The organism is Rhizobium leguminosarum, from assembly GCF_004123835.1.
GTDB lineage: Bacteria > Pseudomonadota > Alphaproteobacteria > Rhizobiales > Rhizobiaceae > Rhizobium > Rhizobium leguminosarum_M.
In genome coordinates this window covers 1-15,379 of record NZ_MZMU01000009.1, presented here as the reverse complement: position 1 = coordinate 15,379, position 15,379 = coordinate 1, and the positions used below count along the sequence as shown (strand labels likewise).

The following is a 15,379-nucleotide window of genomic DNA, read 5'->3' as shown; positions in this document are numbered from 1 at the left end:
TCGGAGAAAACGAAGTGTTCTGCTTTGCCCGACACTTCCCGGGTCGGCATCATAAAACCGATCGCCGATCGATTTAAGGCTTGAGCCGGACCCAAGGGCATAGGCTAGAAGACGATTCGCGAGGGAATCATGAACGAGCGAATGAACGAGAATCTCTGGTTGACGGCGGCCGAATGCGCCGAGCGAATCGGGCTGACGGTAAAAGCGCTTCGCCTCTACGAGAAACGTGGGCTGATCAACCCACGGAGAACCGGCAAGAACTGGCGGCTCTATGGTATCGAAGACATAGCGCGGCTGAACGAGATCCTGGCCTTGAAGCGACTGGGGCTCAGTCTGGCGAGAATCACCGAATTGCTGGCTGGCCAGGCGACAGATCTCGACCGGACACTCGCCATGCAGCAAACGCAGTTGCTCTCACTGCGCAGCCGCGTCGAAGACAGTCTCTCGCGGATCAATGCCTTGCGGCAGCGGATCGCCGCCGGAGAACCCATCTCGATCAACGAACTCGTCAGCATAGCCAAGGAGACCAGCATGACCGACCAATCTGCCGACGCCGTCGCCTGGAGGCGCTATGAACAGGCGCGACCACGCACGGAAGGCACGATCGCGGCTCAACTCAATGATGATTATCTCGGCGCCTACCTCTTCGACGGCAGCGGCATCATCACGATCGCCCGCCGCGAAGGCGGACTGACGGCGCAGGTGCTCGGCCAGGAGGCTATCGATATCTATCCGGAGAAGGAGGACGAATTCTTCTATCGCGTGGTGGCGGCGCAGATCAGCTTCCGCCGCGGACCGGATGGGCGGGTGGACCGTCTTGTGCTGCATCAGAACGGATATGAGCAGGAGGCGCCGCGGATCGGTGCGGCGGAGGCGGCAAGGATGCTCGCCGACCTGGAGAACCGGACAAAAAACAAGCAGCCGGTCGATAATAGTGAAGCGCTGCTGCGCAGTCTGATCGCCCAGCATCAGAGCGGCGAGGTCGACTACGACAGGATGGTTCCCGCGCTTGCCGATGCCGGGCGGGAGCAGATGCCGATGATCCGCGCAGACATGGAGCGGGCGGGTGCGCTGCGGTCGATCTCCTTCAAGGGCGTATCGTCGGAGGGGTGGGACGTCTACGACGTCGCCTTCGAAAACGCTGCGATGGAATGGCGATTTGTACTTGCTGCCGATGGCCGGTTCAGCGGGATTTTCTTTCGACGATTGCCGTGAGGCCGGGCCTGGTTATTGTGGCGACGGTTTCAAGCGCAACGAGGCTGGGGATGACGGGTTCGGTCCGGAATTTTCTGGAGTTTCATGATATTCCGGAGGCCGGACTTCGATCGATTATCGGTCGCGCCGGTGCGCTCGCCAAAGCCTGGGATGAGCGTGCGATGCCGCAGAGCCTTGCGAGAAAACGCGTCGCGTTGATTGTCGACGACGGCGGCTGGCGCAATACGACCGCCTTCGATCTCGGCATCCAGGCGATGGGTGGTATGTGCGTGCATGTGCCGATCGGCTTCAATACCAGGGAAGAAACCGGCGATCTCTCGGGTTATCTCGGCAACTGGTTCGACATGCTGGTGATCCGCACGAAGGAGTTTGCGACATTGAAGGCGGTGGCGGCAGCCTCGCGGGTGCCTGTCATCAACGCGCGCACACGCTCCAACCATCCCTGCGAGACGCTCGGCGACCTTGCCTATATCAAGAGCCGGCGCGGCTCGATCGACGGGTTGAAGGTCGTTGGCGTGGCAGCGGACGCAAATATCCTGCGCTCCTGGGCCGAAGCGTCGATCGCGTTGCAGATCGAGGTGGTGCAGGTCTTTCCCGAACGCTGGCACATCAGCGACGCCGCGTTGCTCAATGGACGCTTCCGCGTGAGTACCGATGTGGGCGAGTTATCGGACGCCGACGTCGTCATCACCGATTCATGGCCGGGCGATGCCGCCTCGGACGCGCTCGCCGGCTACCGGATCGGGACCGATGTGCTAGATCGTTTGCGGGAGGATGCGATCTTCCTGCCGTGCCCGCCGGTTACGCGCGGTCAGGAGGTGACGGCGGAGGGGATGGAGCATCCGCTCTGCCGAAGCCGCGCCGCCAAGGCCTTTCTGTTGCACGCGCAGAATGCGTTGATGGAGTGGGTCATCACATAGATCCGGCGGCCTTGCTCCTCCCGGCATGCTCAGGCATTGTTGCGGCATGAGGAGAGTTTTCATCTTGCTGCTGGCGTTCTGGCCGGGCTTCGCGCTAGCCGATCAGGCCTTCTATCCAGCGAAGTCGGGCAATGCCGATGCGCCGGTGCTGACGGTCTATTCCTCGCTCGACGAGCCCCTGGCGCAGCCGATGATCCGGGGTTTCCAGGACGCCAATCCCGATGTCGCAGTCAAATATGAGGACATGCTGACCGGCGACATCTACGACCGGATCGTCAGGGAGACGGATGCCGGCAAGAAGACGGCGGATTTCGCCTTCTCCTCGGCGATGGACCTGCAGGTGAAGCTTTCCAACGACGGATATGCACAGGTCAGCAACCTGCCGATGAGTGCTGCATGGCCGAAATGGGCGAACTGGCGCAACACCGCCTATGCGCTCACCTTCGAGCCGGCGGTGTTCGTCTATCACAAGCCGAGCTTTGCGCATGAGCCGGTGCCGAGCTCGCGGGCCGAATTCGTCGACTATCTGAAACGCAAGGGCAACGAGGTCTATGGGCGGATCGGCACCTACGATATCGAGCGTTCCGGCGTCGGCTTTCTTTTCATGGCGCGCGACCAGGAGCAGTTCGGCGACATCTGGTCGGTGATCGGGGCGATGGGGGCTGCCGGCGTCAAGCTTTATTCGACGAGTTCGGCGATCCTCGAACGCGTTGCCGACGGGCGCTTCGTGCTCGGCTACAATATTCTCGGCTCCTATGCGGCCGATTGGGCCTCGCGCTATCCCGATGTCGGCATCGTGCTGCCGAAGGATTATACCGTGGTGATGTCGCGGATCGGGCTGGTGCCGCAGGCCGCCGCCGAGCCGGAGCTCGGTCGGCGTTACCTCACCTTCTTCATGTCGAGGGAAGGGCAGACGATCATGGCGCGCGAGCTGCAGATCCCGGCCGTCAGCCCCGAGGTGGCGGGGGAAAATACCGCCAACACGCTGCAGGAACTGCTCGGCGCCCAACTGCGGCCTGTGCCGGTCAGTCCCGGGCTGATGGTCTATCTAGATCAGGTGAAGCGGGCGCGGCTGATCGCGCACTGGAACGAGGTCTTGCGTACGCAGTGAAGGGCGTCAGCTTTCAGCCGGTTCGCCCCACGAGTGAAGTGCTGTCGGCAACGCAGTAGATTGCCCCGGGGAGGAGCCATTGGCTTTCTGCGCGGCGAAGAGGCGGCTGGTGGTCTCGCGATAGTTTCGTGGGTTCCGTTGCCATCGATGACGACACCGGAATTAAACCATGGGGCCTTTGCTGCAGAGTTTGGGGAGGCCGGGCCGATGATCCCGCCAGATCAAGCCCGGCAGCCGTGTTAATGCTTCGTCACTACCACTTCGAGATATTCGGCGGGCACCACCATCGTGCCGTCCTCGGCCTGGTTGAAGCGCTCGATCAGCGTCAGGAAATCACGTTCCAGCGCCGCCTTGCCCGGCTCGGGCAACGCCTCGAACGCCTTGTGCACCGGGCCGTACCAAGTGCGGAAAATTTCCAGCCAATGGGCGGGGGAGCGGTAGCGGAAGTTGAAGATTTTCGGCGTGGCGGCGATCCGTCCGCTGCTTGCGAACATCTCTTCGAGCCTGGCGGTCGTGCCCCAGAGTGCAGGAGATTTCACGCCTGGCATGGGTGGAATGTGCTGGCCGATCGTCTTGAACACCTGGCCGATGAAGCCGTTCGGCGTCCAATTCGCCATGCCGATCCTGCCGCCTGATCTGCAGACCCGCAGCATCTCCTTCGCCGCAGTGTCCTGATCGGGGGTAAACATCACGCCGAATGTAGAAATGACGGCATCGAAAGCTCCGTTTTCGAACGGTAGCGCCTCTGCATCGGCCATCTGGAAGTTTACCGGCATGCCTTCGGCGATCGCCCGTTCGCGGCCGCGCTCCAGAAGCTCGGGGACGTAATCCGTCGATGTCACCTCGGCCCAGCGCCGGGCAGCGGCAAGCGTGGCGTTGCCGTTGCCGGCCGCCACATCCAGCACTTTCTGGCCGCCGCGCAGGTCCAGCGCCTCGCACAGGCTTTCGCCGACGATCTGCAGTCGCACACCGATAACGGCATAATCGCCTGAGGCCCATGCGATCTGCTGGCGCGACTTCAGGGCGGCAAGGTCGGTATTTTGGGATATCGCGGACTCCCGCGACATGCTGGGGGTGGTCTGCATGGTTTCTCTCCTGGGCTTGTCGGCAAACGCAGGCAATCCGCCGTAACGTCCGCCGGGTTTTGTTGCTCCCGTTCGGGTTTGCAAAGCGGCCGGCCCGCCAATCAGCGTTGCCGCTGGTCCGCTCATGGTTCGATGGTGCCGCGAACTGGCGTTTCGGCCTAGTGTAGGAAGTGTAGCGATCCCGATACAGAATATGGACTGGCAGGCGCAAACATGGCGCCTCAGGCGATCGCGTAGGAACTTCTGACCATCCAGTTTTCCATGCTGGCGGCGAGGGTCGTGTCGCCGATCAGGGAAATCTTGTCGTGGGCGATTTCCGTTTCCAGGCTCGACAGGCCGATCCATGCCGATGTCATGGCCTTGAGCTCCGCCGTCACGAAAAGGTCGACGTCATAGCCGGGATCACTGAGACACAGGTCGACCGGCATACCGGGTTTTGCCAGCAGCCAGTAATTTCTCTCGTCTCTCGGCAGTTCGGGGTAGCTGAACCTGATGACGCTGCGCCTGCGGGAAGGAAGCGCACTCGCATCGATCTTGCGGCGCATGTTCCACATCAATATACGGGCATCGAGCCTTTCCAGCGTGACGTCGGCGTCGACGTTCCTGTGCGCCCATTTTCCAAGCGCGTGGACGATCGGCTCCAGCTCCTTGGCCATGTCGGTCGTTCTATAGACTATATCGCCCGTCGCATCGTTTTGCGACCGGACAATCAATCCGTTCGCTTCCATTTCCCTCAGGCGCTTAACCATCAGGGTCGGCGACATTCCCGGCACGCCCCGCCGGATCTCATTGATGCGGGTCGAACCGGACCACATCTCGCAGAGAATGAGCAGCGTCCATCGCGGCTCAAGCAGCTCGCACGCTTTGGAAACCGGACAAAAATGGTTGTAACCGCCATTCGCCATCGGATTGCCCTCCGGCCTGAAATATCCGGCAAATAAAAACGGACGTCCAGTGTAGATAATGTACTTGCCTTGCGGCAGGAGAAAGCGGATCTCAGCCGGCGCCCGCCAATTACGGCAAAAAAGTGTCTTCTCCTTCTGGATATCTCGCCGATGTCAGCTAAATGACAGGTTGTTGTGGTCGCTTTGGCTACTTCTTCTCCGTGGAGGCGGAGAGCTGAAGCCTTGGGAGGTATTCCGCTCGTCATTCAGGACGCTTGCGTCCGCTGGCCGGCCATTCCTCCCGATTCCCAGAGAACAGCAGGCGGTTTGCTCAGCCGCCGACGGAGGACACATCGTGAAGCATACGTTCATCGCAACCCTTCTTGCAGCGACCATCGCGCTGCCGGCCTATGCGGCCGATTACACCATCATCGCGCCCGCCGCTCCCGGCGGCGGCTGGGACCAGACGGCCCGCTCGCTGCAGACCGCGCTGCAGCAGGAGAAGATTTCCGGCAACGTGCAGGTCCAGAACGTCCCGGGCGCCGGCGGCACCATCGGCCTTGCGCAGTTCAGCAGCCAGGCTGCCGGCAACCCGAATTCGCTGATCGTCGGCGGCTATGTGATGGTCGGCGCGATCCTCACCAACAAGTCGCCGGTGACGCTCAAGGACGTCACGCCGATCGCCCGCCTGACCGGCGAATATGAGGCCGTCGTCGTTCCCGCTGCATCCGAGATCAAGACCATGGCCGATCTGGTGGCGGCGCTGAAGAAGGATCCGGGTTCGGTTTCCTGGGGCGGCGGCTCTGCCGGCGGCACCGACCATATCACCGTCGGCCTGATCGCCAAGGCTTCCGGCGTCGATCCGACCAAGATCAACTATGTCGCCTTCTCCGGCGGCGGTGAAGCGCTCGCCGCCATTCTCGGCGGCCAGGTCACGGCCGGCGTCTCGAGTTATAGCGAGTTCGAATCGCAGGTGAAGTCAGGCACGCTCCGTCTTCTCGCCGTATCCAGTGAAAAGCGCATCGATGGTGTCGATGCCCCGACACTGAAGGAAGCCGGCACCGACGTCACCATCCAGAACTGGCGCATGGTCGCCGCTGCCCCCGGCCTGTCGGCAGAGCAGGTGGCAGCCGTCACCGCCGATTTCGAGAAGCTGCACAGCTCCGCCACCTGGCAGGAAACGCTGAAGACCAAGGGCTGGGCCGACACCTATCTCTCCGGCGACGCCTTCAAGGCGCAGCTCGAAAAGGATGTCGCGGCCACTGAAGGCATTCTCAAAGATATCGGACTTGTTCAATGAGCGAGGATAACACCTCCTCGGCAACCGAGCGCCGCCCTGATTGGGCGGCGTTCATCATTGCCGTTTTCCTCTTCGTCGTCGCCGGCGTGATGGCCTGGGATGCCTTGCATCTGAAAACGATTGCGCAGTACGACCGCATCGGTCCGGCGACCGCGCCTCAAATGGTGGCATTCGGCCTCTTCTGTCTCGGGATCTGGACCACCTTCGAAGCCTGGCGCGGCGATTTTCCGGAACGTGACCGGCAGGAAGTCGCACCCGTCATCTGGATCGTCGCCGGTCTTGCCGGCCAGATGCTGCTCCTGCGCGTCGCCGGCTTCTCGATTGCGACCGGCATCCTCTTCGCGCTGACAGCACGCGGCTTCGGCAAACGCAAGCTGTGGATCTCGCTGCCGCTTGGCATCGTCCTCAGCTTCGTCGTCTGGGCGATCTTCTCGCAGCTGCTGCAACTGACGCTGCCGGCCGGCCCGCTCGAACATCTGTTCTTCTGACCGCGCGGACGCGCTGTCAGCTTTTTTGATTTTGCGCGGCGCCTGACCCCGAAATCGGATAGTCGGGAACGCCGCTTGGGACACCAAGATGAGCACATTCGAATTCCTATGGCAGGGTATTCTGGTTGCGATGCAGCCGATGAACCTGGTTTATGCGCTGGTCGGCGTGACGCTTGGCACCGCCGTCGGCGTGCTTCCCGGCATCGGCCCGGCACTCACCGTGGCGCTGCTGTTGCCCGTCACCTACAAGCTCGATCCCGGCGGCTCGCTGATCATGTTCGCCGGCATCTATTACGGCGGCATGTATGGCGGTTCGACGACCTCGATCCTGCTCAACACGCCGGGTGAAAGCGCCTCGATCGTCACCGCGCTCGAGGGCAACAAGATGGCGCGCGCCGGGCGCGGCGGACCGGCGCTGGCGACAGCGGCGATCGGCTCCTTCGTCGCCGGCCTGATCGCGACGCTCGGGCTTGCCTTCATCGCGCCTTACATCGTCAAGCTGGCGCTGGTCTTCGGGCCGCGTGAATATTTCGCGCTGATGGTGCTTGCCTTCGTCACCGTCTCTTCGGCCTTCGGCGATTCCGCATTGCGGGGCCTGACGTCGCTGTTTATCGGTTTTGCTCTCGCCATGGTCGGCATCGACCAGCAGACGGGGCAGGCCAGGCTTTCCTTCGGCATCCCCGACCTGCTCGACGGCGTCGAGGTAACGACGCTTGCCGTGGCGATGTTTGCGATCGGCGAGACGCTTTATATCGCCGCGCAGGGCAACCGGATCGCGGAGAAGGTCGAGGCGGTCAAGGGTTCGCTCTGGATGACCGCTGAGGACTGGGCGCGTTCGTGGAAGCCCTGGCTGCGCGGCACACTAATCGGTTTCCCGATCGGCGCGATGCCGGCGGGCGGCGCCGAAATCGGCACTTTCCTCTCCTATGCGACCGAAAAGCGGCTGGCGAAAAACCCGGAAGAGTTCGGCCATGGTGCGATCGAAGGCGTGGCCGGTCCCGAGGCGGCGAACAACGCATCGGCCGCCGGCACGCTGGTACCGCTTCTGACACTCGGCCTGCCGACGACGGCGACGGCGGCGATCATGCTTGCCGGCTTCCAGCAATACGGCTTGCAGCCGGGGCCGCTGCTGTTTGCCACCAATCCGCAGCTCGTCTGGGGACTGATCGCCAGCCTGCTCATCGCCAATGCGATGCTTTTGGTGCTGAACCTGCCGATGATCGGGCTTTGGGTGCGGTTGCTGACCATTCCGAAGCCGTGGCTCTATGCCGGCATCCTACTGTTTGCGACGCTTGGGACGATCGGCGCCAATCCGTCGGTGTTCGAGCTCGGCATGCTGCTCGCCTTCGGTCTGCTCGGATATGTGATGCGGCTCTTCGGCTATCCAATCGCGCCTGCCGTCGTCGGGCTGATCCTCGGGCCGCTTGCCGAGCAGCAGCTGCGCCGGGCGCTGGCAATCAGCCAGGGCGATGTGACGACGCTGGTGATGTCGCCGATCGCGGCAGGCCTGCTGATCGTTGCAGCGGCGGCCTTTCTCATCCCGCTGATCCTGCGACTGCGCGGCAGGGGGCAGGTGCTGTCGCAGCTGGCGGCAAACGAAGACTAGAACAAAGAAGGCTAGAAGAAAAAGACGACCCACCCCCTCTCTCGAGGCCGGCCATGGAGACATGCGCCGGCCTCCTGTTTTTGCATGGCTGAGGTGATTTTCTGAGCATTGTGGCGGTGTATGCGCGATGCCATCTATGGGTAGTCAATCAGAGCAAGAGGAAAAGGGACAATGTCCGCCATCCGCAATTCAGTCCGTACGAGTTTCTTTGGTCGCGCATTCGCCGTGCTTGGTGCCGCAAATGCCGTCAGTGCTGCCGTTGAAGCCGGCCGCCGCCCGCGCGCCAACGACCTCAGGGAACTCGGCATCGACCCGGCCTCCTTCGGTCAGGTCACCCGCTAATACCTTCAAGCCATGCATGAATGAATTAGCCCGCAACCGGATGGTCGCGGGCTTTATTTTTAGCCGCAAGGGCGCCGCGCACTGCGGCTTCTTGCATCGTCAGGCGCGAAGCTCTTCCCGTTGGGCGCCGTGATCCTCCACCCTTTCGCGTTTGTTGTGGCGGATGGACGACCAGAGGGACAGGCCGATCAAGGCCGCGCCGCCGAGCCCGGTGATGACCTCGGGGATATGCACCAGGGTCTGGGCATACATGATCACCGAGAGGATCAGGATGGCGTAGAAGGCGCCATGCTCGAGATAGCGGTATTCGGCAAGCGTTCCCTTCTCCACCAGCATGATCGTCATCGAGCGCACGTACATGGCGCCGATGCCGAGGCCGATCGCGATGACGAAGAGGTTCTGCGTCAGCGCGAAGGCGCCGATGACGCCGTCGAAGGAAAAGCTTGCATCCAGCACCTCCAGATAGATGAAGGCCCCAAGACCACCCTTGGCGGCAGCACTCATCGTCTTTTGCGAGGCATCGAGCAGCCCGCCGACCACCTCGACCGCGAGGAAGGTGAGCAGGCCGTAGAGGGCGCAATTGACGAAGACGGTCGCTTCCTCCCCGCCGATCAGCCAGGAGAAAACCAGCATCAGCGCCAGCACGACGGCGATTTCGATACCCTTGATGGCGGCCGAACGCGCCATCACCCTTTCCAGGCCGGGAAGCCAGTGGATTTCCTTCTTGTAGTCAAAGAAGTAATTGAGGCCGACCATCATCAGGAAGGTGCCGCCGAAGGCTGCGATCGGCAGATGCGCGTCATTCATGATGCGGGCATATTCGGCCGGCTCGCGGGCGGCAAGCACCAGAGCATCCCAGGGGCCGATCTGTGCCGCGATCGCGACGATTGCCAGCGGGAAGACGATGCGCATGCCGAAGACGGCGATTATGATGCCCCAGGTGAGGAAGCGCTGCTGCCAGACCGGCGTCATCTCCTTCAGCTTGTTGGCGTTGACAATGGCATTATCGAAGGAGAGCGAGATCTCCAGCACCGCAAGCACCGTGCAGATGAAGAAGACGGTCGCCATGCCGCCGATCGTGCCGGTCGTCTGCCAGCCGAGCACCGCGCCGAGAACGAGGCCGAGGGCAGTGACGATGAAAGCCCAGCGGAAATAGCTGAGCGAGGATGGGGTTACGGGTTGATTCATGGCCGCACCTCGCGGCCGCAAATCGTCTTGACGAGGGTCGATATATTGGAAAGACGCGGCACGCCACCACGGGCATGCGGGTCAGGCATGGTGAGCTTGTTCATCGATGAAAAATCCGCCGGCTAAGCTGCAGGCGGTACCGACATCACGAGAGCGCCGTAAAAACTCTCGCCAGAGGGGCCCGGCACCAAAGTTCCCCGTCAGCCGATGTCTGGAAGGCTGCGGGATAGGCACTAGGTAATGAACTTCGCGGGCCAGTCAAGGTCGGTCGTCACACCGCGATTGGGTGATTTTTTTGGAACCATCCTGATGCCCGCCCGTTAGGCCTTGGTTGAGCTTAAAAAAGGAGGCCGATGATGCACACTTCGACCCATCTTCCCGACAAACGCACGGAGGCGTCCGACCGCATGAAGCGGGCGAAGCCAAACCGCATGCAGAAGGCGCAGGTGCTGCCGCCGCATCATGTCGACCTGACACTGACCCCTGGCATCTACCACGACATTCACGTGCCGGCCCATGTTACCGGCGCCGATCTTTCCAAGGGTGGCCCCGACATCAAGGGCAATGCAGAGACCAAGAAATAACGGGCATTCCGGAAGCCCTTGGGCGCTGACGGTAGATTTGAAACAGGGTGAGAAACATATGACGATCAACTTTGTGCCCCGCGAGATCTTCATCCGGCACGAAAATGAATGGCAGGCCGTACGCGAAGCGGCGGACGAGCGTATCGATATCGGCAAACGCCAGAAGCCGCTCTCCGCCATCGGCGGCACGGCATCGGTTGGGAAAAGCGATCCTTCGGCCACACGCGCCGAATGACCAACAGACAGTTACGCTGACAATACGGGCGCCCGGCATGATGCCGGGCGCTTTGCTTTTCTATTTGTGTTCATCGCGATCGACACGCTGTCCGGAATTAAAGCCGAACCATTGTTCGAGTTTACCGAAGGCGAAGAGTACGCAGATGGCGACGAGCGTCGCGAAGAAGGCGATCGGCCAATAGCCGAAGCCCATGGCGAGGCCGATGGCGCCGGAGAGCCACATGCCGGCGCCCGTCGTCAGCCCGTGCACCCGACCTCTTGCAAAGACGATCATGCCGGCGGCGAGGAAGGCGACGCCGGCGGTCACGGCTTCGATCACGCGCAGCGGATCGATGCGCACCTGCTCGTCATCGGTAAAACCCGGCATGTGCACTGCCTCGATCGAGATGATGGCGAAGAGGGCAGCGGCAAGACTAATCAGAATATGAGTGCGGAAGCCCGCCGGGCGGTCGCGTGCCTCACGCTCGAAGCCGATCAGCCCGCCGAAGACGATGGCGCCGAAGAGGCGGGCGAAAATGACGGGATAGTGGATACGCGACTCCGGTATTATGTCGGCGATAATAAGATCCATGAATTTTCCCCCAGAAAAGATGGAATTTTTCGCTGGCTAACGTCTGAGCGCGGAATTTGTTCAGCTTTTTTCCCTCGTGCGTTTCGGCGGTCCCGTTGGCCTCTCCGGTGCGCGCCAGCGCGTTCATGTCATTGGAGGGAAAGTTCGGCGAACCAGGCATCATCCTGTCGCCGTGCCAACCTTTCGGAAAGGATTAGGCGGCGATAATCCCGGCCTCACGGGAATCGGACAGATGGCCAAGACAGCGACACGCGGCCGCCGCAAGGCGCCGGCGAGAGGAAAGAGCAAAGCGCGCAGCAGCGGTGGCGGATTGCTGCCCTGGGCGGTGATCGGCATTGCCGCGATCGGCGGCATCGTCGCCCACGACCATTGGAAGAGCATCCAGCCGATGCTTGCAAGACAATCGACGCCGATCACACGGGACACGGCCGAACCGAGGCCCGTCGTCAGGAAGGACGCGCCGCCGAAGCAGGTAGCGCTTGCCGCACCCACGCCGAAAGTCGCAGTACCGCAGCCGCAGCCGCAGCCGCCGGCCGCGATCCCGACGCCGATGATCCAGCCGATAAAGGCAGTGCCGCCGCCGGCCCCCGCTGCCGTTTCGCAAACCGGGACAGTCGCCTTCGGCTATTGCGGGCAGGGCGCCCATATCAATTGCGTCGGCGACGGTGGCGTCTTCTGGTACAAGGGCGAGAAGATCGTGATTGCCGATATGGCAAGCCCGGTGGTCGACCAGGCGCGCTGTGACGGCGAGCGCCGGGTGGCCTTTGCCGCCAAGTCGCGGCTGCTGGCGCTTCTGAACGCCGGACCCTTCACCATGAATGCGGCGGGTAAGGCCGAGCCCTCTGGCGCGCCGCGCGTCGTCTCGCGCGACGGGCGCTCTTTCGGCGCGCAACTGATCAATGAGGGCCTGGCACGCAAGCCAGGGGCAGCCGGCAGTGCCTGGTGCGCTTGAGGGCGGTTACTTACCCTTCTTCACCAGCTTGCCGCCAGTGCGGAAGCTGCCGGTGAAGGAGGAGTCCTTGCTTTCAGCGGTGCATTCGATCGCGATCGGCTTGCCGGCATAGGGATTGCCGAAGGTGCAGAAGCCGGCGACCTTGACCTCTCCGGTCATCTTGTTGCCGACACCCGTGGTGACGAGGCTGAGCGGCAGGCGGGCATTGCCATTGGAGGCAGGCTTGATGCCGCTGCCGTCGCCCTGGAAGCCCAGCGCCTTGCCATCCGAGGTGAAGATGAAGGTCACCACGCCATTGGCCAGCGTGACACTGGCAAGCTCGTTCCTGCAGCCCTTGGTGGCGTCGAATTTGGCGACGACCAGCTTGGCGCATTTGCCGGAAAGCGTGATTACGCCGGGAGCACCAGGAAAGGTCTCGGCGGGCGCGGCCGGCGCGGCAGAGGCCGGCAAGGCGAGGACGGCGGAAAAAAGGGCGGCAGCGGCAAGCGCGGATAACTTCATTTCGATCTCAAACCCCATGTCGTGGCCCCATGTCGTGGCCCCATGTCCTGGCGAAGCGAATCACTACCTCACCCTCGGTTCGCCATGGCATGGCTCTGTGTCCGAATTTGGCGCCGTTATTGCTGAGGCGCAAAAATTTTGTCGGCCGCCGGGCTAGCTTGGCGATCGGCGGCAGATGGATGAAAAGTTGGTTGAGCTTGCTGGTTACCAGGTTCAGCAACGACATAGGCTGCCGGACATCGGCAATGAACCGATGTGATACGACAGTGGCAAGGCACTCATCGAGCATGCTGTCTTGGACGCATGTCTGGTCAAGGGGAATGGGCCCAGGCAGGGAAGTCCAGGCCCATTCTTTCCCAATCGGAGGTCAGTCAGATCAGGAATTTGCAGCTGCCGGTTTAGAGCATGATGCCGAAAAGTGTGAACGGTTTTCGGACGACATACTGTCTAGCCGGCAGCCTTTTATCAGAACGCGCGCTGCAGGCGGAAGAAGCCCGAGGTAACGTCGCTAGCATTGTCCGGATCGAGGTACTGAACCGAAATCTTGGTGGAGAGGTTGTCGACGATCTGGTAATCAACCGTCAGACCGACCTTCCAGGCATCATTGTCGTCGTTGAACTCGCCAGCAGTGATGCCGTAGTTGTTGTAGTACTGAACAGCCGGGGTGATCTTCAGCTTGTCAGTCGCCTTGATGGCGTATTCGGCAGCAACAGCCCATTCAGCCTTGTTGTAGTAGGCGTTCGGGTTGCTCGCGTAGACAACTGCGAGGCCGAGCGTGCCCGGACCGACAGCAACCGTACCCATAGCACGGACGGCGCCTTCTTCGTTGTCGGTGTCGTAACCGGCAGTGATCTGATAGCTGAATGCACCAGCCTTGCCGCCGAGACCGACGGCAACGCCAACGTTGTTGGCAGTTTCGCCATTGTAGAACGGGCTGTCTTCCAGCTCGTCAACGCTGATGCCAGCGTAGAAAGCGTCGGTTTCGTACTGATAACGGATGGAGTTATGCAGCGTGACCGGAGAACCGATGTCGTCCGTTTCGCCGGAGAGGCCATCGTCCCACCAGGAGTAGAACAGACCAGCGCGGAAGCCGGCGATGTCGAGGTAAGCAGAGTCGAGCTTGGTCTGCTGGTTCGTAGCGTTGTCGGCGTTAGCCTGGATGACGATTACGCCGGTGAGCGGGCCGTATTCGGTGTCGCTCTTGGCCGTGAACTGAACCTGACCGCGCGTACGAGCGTCCCAGTCCGAGTCGTTCGCAACAGAACCGCCGCCAGCAGCGTTGATAGAGCTGGCGTTCGGAGCAACGTCAACCTGGAAACGGATGTAACCGTTGATCTTGAGGCAGGTTTCGGTGCCCGGGATGTAGAAGTAGCCGGTGCCGTAAGCGTCGCAGACGCGAACGTATTCAACCGGTTCCGGCTCGGCAGCAACGATAGCGTCGGCAGCCTGAGCGCCGGATACTACTGCAAGTGCAGCAGCGGAGCCGAGAAGAAGGCTCTTGATGTTCATGGAATAAACCTCCAGTTCAGATGCAAAAGGATGAAGACCGTCTGCCCTCGGCAGTCCCTACGTGTCTTCAACCCGTGTGACCGAAGCGGCACCATTTTGGCTCGGTGCCTGCCTCGCCGCGGAAATTACATAAGGGATGTTGTGCCGCAATAACGATATCGATCATGACAGAAGGCTGTCGTGGCTATGTTGCTGAAATAACACGCGCTTTGTCACAAACCCGTCATCTGTCCGTCACAAACCCGCGCTTCCGGATAGGTGAGCAACGCGGGGCTGAGCATTCAGCAGCGGTATGCAATTGATGCTCGAATGAGCGTGTCCTCATATGTGAACACGCCGTAACAGCCATCTGCGCGAGTCGGAGGAAGGCCAGCGACCGCCAGGGTCTGCCGGGGCATGCCGATATTGGCCACAGGTTCTAACGGGCAGTGATCGGTGGCTGACGATACGTCGCCTCGACGAGAAGCGACGAAGATCTGGCGCGCACTTGTGCTGGAATCGCTCTATTTGCCCTTTTCACCAGCTTGCCGGCGAGCGCTCGGGCGTCGAACGGGAAGAGCAGTCGTCTCGCTAGGGATTTTTGAAATCGTCCCAGAGGATCGCTATCCCAGCCGCGAGGATCGTGATCGGGATCAGCCAAAGCTTGATGCTGACCGGTTTCCCGCGTGCGGGGCGATCCCACAGCCAATTGAAATCCAGCCCCGGATCATGGTCGAGCCAATCACGTGCAAACTCGCTCCGCAAAGTGCCGGGTCTAGCTGTGGAGCCTCAACAGGTTGTCTCGGTTGAGACCGAGGCGACCGATGGGTGTTTTTGATTTCAGGCTACCATGAGGACGATGCCAATTGTACATGTGGGTCCAGTTTGGCAGATGGGCTTTTCGGTG

At 61.5% G+C, this 15,379-nt stretch carries 17 protein-coding genes; 10 read left to right on the top strand and 7 right to left on the bottom strand.

Annotated elements, in window-relative coordinates:
* Positions 1-129: 129 nt before the first annotated feature.
* The 3 genes from B5P46_RS12730 (at position 130) to B5P46_RS12720 (ending at position 3,246) form a co-directional block, all read left to right on the top strand.
* Positions 130-1,215 carry a MerR family transcriptional regulator gene (locus tag B5P46_RS12730; RefSeq protein WP_206735346.1) on the top strand — a complete coding sequence of 362 codons (1,086 nt, stop codon included), beginning with the start codon at positions 130-132 and terminating at the stop codon, positions 1,213-1,215.
* A gap of 50 nt (positions 1,216-1,265) precedes the next feature.
* A complete protein-coding gene (locus tag B5P46_RS12725) occupies positions 1,266-2,135 on the top strand; it encodes an ornithine carbamoyltransferase (RefSeq protein WP_129418961.1) in 870 nt (289 codons plus the stop codon).
* A 64-nt stretch (positions 2,136-2,199) separates the two neighbouring features.
* Positions 2,200-3,246, top strand: coding sequence for an ABC transporter substrate-binding protein (locus B5P46_RS12720; protein WP_129418960.1), 1,047 nt, complete (start codon positions 2,200-2,202; stop codon positions 3,244-3,246).
* A gap of 239 nt (positions 3,247-3,485) precedes the next feature.
* Here B5P46_RS12720 and B5P46_RS12715 read toward each other — a convergent pair whose 3' ends face one another.
* On the bottom strand, positions 3,486-4,331 hold the full coding sequence (locus B5P46_RS12715) for a class I SAM-dependent methyltransferase (protein WP_129418959.1): 846 nt from the start codon (positions 4,329-4,331) through the stop codon (positions 3,486-3,488).
* A 221-nt stretch (positions 4,332-4,552) separates the two neighbouring features.
* Positions 4,553-5,236 (bottom strand): winged helix-turn-helix transcriptional regulator, encoded by a 684-nt coding sequence (locus B5P46_RS12710; protein WP_129418958.1) that lies wholly within the window; start codon positions 5,234-5,236, stop codon positions 4,553-4,555.
* Positions 5,237-5,570: 334 nt separating this feature from the next.
* Between B5P46_RS12710 and B5P46_RS12705 the strand changes: the two genes are divergently transcribed.
* The 4 genes from B5P46_RS12705 (at position 5,571) to B5P46_RS34425 (ending at position 8,951) form a co-directional block, all read left to right on the top strand.
* Entirely contained in the window at positions 5,571-6,515 is a 945-nt protein-coding gene (locus tag B5P46_RS12705) for a Bug family tripartite tricarboxylate transporter substrate binding protein (RefSeq protein ID WP_129418957.1), read from the top strand.
* Complete coding sequence (locus tag B5P46_RS12700) at positions 6,512-7,003, top strand: tripartite tricarboxylate transporter TctB family protein (protein WP_129418956.1); 492 nt, start codon at positions 6,512-6,514, stop codon at positions 7,001-7,003. The genes B5P46_RS12705 and B5P46_RS12700 overlap by 4 nt, the downstream gene beginning before the upstream one ends.
* Positions 7,004-7,091: 88 nt before the next feature.
* Complete coding sequence (locus B5P46_RS12695; RefSeq protein ID WP_129418955.1) at positions 7,092-8,609, top strand: tripartite tricarboxylate transporter permease; 1,518 nt, start codon at positions 7,092-7,094, stop codon at positions 8,607-8,609.
* Between the two features lie 171 nt (positions 8,610-8,780).
* The gene (locus B5P46_RS34425; RefSeq protein WP_164986487.1) at positions 8,781-8,951 is read left to right on the top strand and encodes a hypothetical protein; all 171 of its coding nucleotides are present in this window, start codon (positions 8,781-8,783) and stop codon (positions 8,949-8,951) included.
* A 99-nt stretch (positions 8,952-9,050) separates the two neighbouring features.
* Here the strand turns inward: B5P46_RS34425 and B5P46_RS12690 are convergent, their stop codons facing one another.
* Positions 9,051-10,139: a DUF475 domain-containing protein gene (locus tag B5P46_RS12690; protein ID WP_129418954.1), complete on the bottom strand. Its 1,089-nt coding sequence runs from the start codon at positions 10,137-10,139 to the stop codon at positions 9,051-9,053.
* Between the two features lie 353 nt (positions 10,140-10,492).
* Between B5P46_RS12690 and B5P46_RS12685 the strand changes: the two genes are divergently transcribed.
* Complete coding sequence (locus tag B5P46_RS12685; protein WP_129418953.1) at positions 10,493-10,723, top strand: hypothetical protein; 231 nt, start codon at positions 10,493-10,495, stop codon at positions 10,721-10,723.
* A 58-nt stretch (positions 10,724-10,781) separates the two neighbouring features.
* Positions 10,782-10,958, top strand: coding sequence for a hypothetical protein (locus tag B5P46_RS34420; protein ID WP_164986486.1), 177 nt, complete (start codon positions 10,782-10,784; stop codon positions 10,956-10,958).
* Positions 10,959-11,018: 60 nt separating this feature from the next.
* Here B5P46_RS34420 and B5P46_RS12680 read toward each other — a convergent pair whose 3' ends face one another.
* Positions 11,019-11,531 (bottom strand): MgtC/SapB family protein, encoded by a 513-nt coding sequence (locus B5P46_RS12680; RefSeq protein WP_129418952.1) that lies wholly within the window; start codon positions 11,529-11,531, stop codon positions 11,019-11,021.
* 232 nt (positions 11,532-11,763) lie between these two features.
* On the opposite strand from B5P46_RS12680, the gene B5P46_RS12675 reads away from it, so the two are divergent.
* A complete protein-coding gene (locus B5P46_RS12675; protein ID WP_129418951.1) occupies positions 11,764-12,483 on the top strand; it encodes a hypothetical protein in 720 nt (239 codons plus the stop codon).
* Positions 12,484-12,489: 6 nt separating this feature from the next.
* On the opposite strand, the gene B5P46_RS12670 is transcribed toward B5P46_RS12675, so the two are convergent.
* The 3 genes from B5P46_RS12670 to B5P46_RS12660 form a co-directional block, all read right to left on the bottom strand.
* Positions 12,490-12,984, bottom strand: a complete 495-nt coding sequence (locus tag B5P46_RS12670; protein WP_206735345.1) for a hypothetical protein — start codon at positions 12,982-12,984, stop codon at positions 12,490-12,492.
* Positions 12,985-13,449: 465 nt separating this feature from the next.
* A complete protein-coding gene (locus B5P46_RS12665) occupies positions 13,450-14,493 on the bottom strand; it encodes a porin (RefSeq protein WP_129418949.1) in 1,044 nt (347 codons plus the stop codon).
* Positions 14,494-15,247: 754 nt separating this feature from the next.
* On the bottom strand, positions 15,248-15,379 hold a 132-nt coding region (locus B5P46_RS12660), incomplete at its 5' end, for a transposase (protein WP_164986452.1).

Excerpts from the sequence above, each read along its gene's own strand:
- B5P46_RS12695 (WP_129418955.1), top strand. The coding sequence starts at position 7,092 with ATGAGCACATTCGAATTCCTATGGCAGGGTATTCTGGTTGCGATGCAG.
- B5P46_RS12685 (WP_129418953.1), top strand. The coding sequence starts at position 10,493 with ATGATGCACACTTCGACCCATCTTCCCGACAAACGCACGGAGGCGTCC.
- B5P46_RS12680 (WP_129418952.1), bottom strand. The coding sequence starts at position 11,531 with ATGGATCTTATTATCGCCGACATAATACCGGAGTCGCGTATCCACTAT.
- B5P46_RS34425 (WP_164986487.1), top strand. The coding sequence starts at position 8,781 with ATGTCCGCCATCCGCAATTCAGTCCGTACGAGTTTCTTTGGTCGCGCA.
- B5P46_RS12675 (WP_129418951.1), top strand. The coding sequence starts at position 11,764 with ATGGCCAAGACAGCGACACGCGGCCGCCGCAAGGCGCCGGCGAGAGGA.
- B5P46_RS12700 (WP_129418956.1), top strand. The coding sequence starts at position 6,512 with ATGAGCGAGGATAACACCTCCTCGGCAACCGAGCGCCGCCCTGATTGG.
- B5P46_RS12730 (WP_206735346.1), top strand. The coding sequence starts at position 130 with ATGAACGAGCGAATGAACGAGAATCTCTGGTTGACGGCGGCCGAATGC.
- B5P46_RS12690 (WP_129418954.1), bottom strand. The coding sequence starts at position 10,139 with ATGAATCAACCCGTAACCCCATCCTCGCTCAGCTATTTCCGCTGGGCT.
- B5P46_RS12710 (WP_129418958.1), bottom strand. The coding sequence starts at position 5,236 with ATGGCGAATGGCGGTTACAACCATTTTTGTCCGGTTTCCAAAGCGTGC.
- B5P46_RS12715 (WP_129418959.1), bottom strand. The coding sequence starts at position 4,331 with ATGCAGACCACCCCCAGCATGTCGCGGGAGTCCGCGATATCCCAAAAT.
- B5P46_RS12665 (WP_129418949.1), bottom strand. The coding sequence starts at position 14,493 with ATGAACATCAAGAGCCTTCTTCTCGGCTCCGCTGCTGCACTTGCAGTA.
- B5P46_RS34420 (WP_164986486.1), top strand. The coding sequence starts at position 10,782 with ATGACGATCAACTTTGTGCCCCGCGAGATCTTCATCCGGCACGAAAAT.
- B5P46_RS12725 (WP_129418961.1), top strand. The coding sequence starts at position 1,266 with ATGACGGGTTCGGTCCGGAATTTTCTGGAGTTTCATGATATTCCGGAG.
- B5P46_RS12670 (WP_206735345.1), bottom strand. The coding sequence starts at position 12,984 with ATGAAGTTATCCGCGCTTGCCGCTGCCGCCCTTTTTTCCGCCGTCCTC.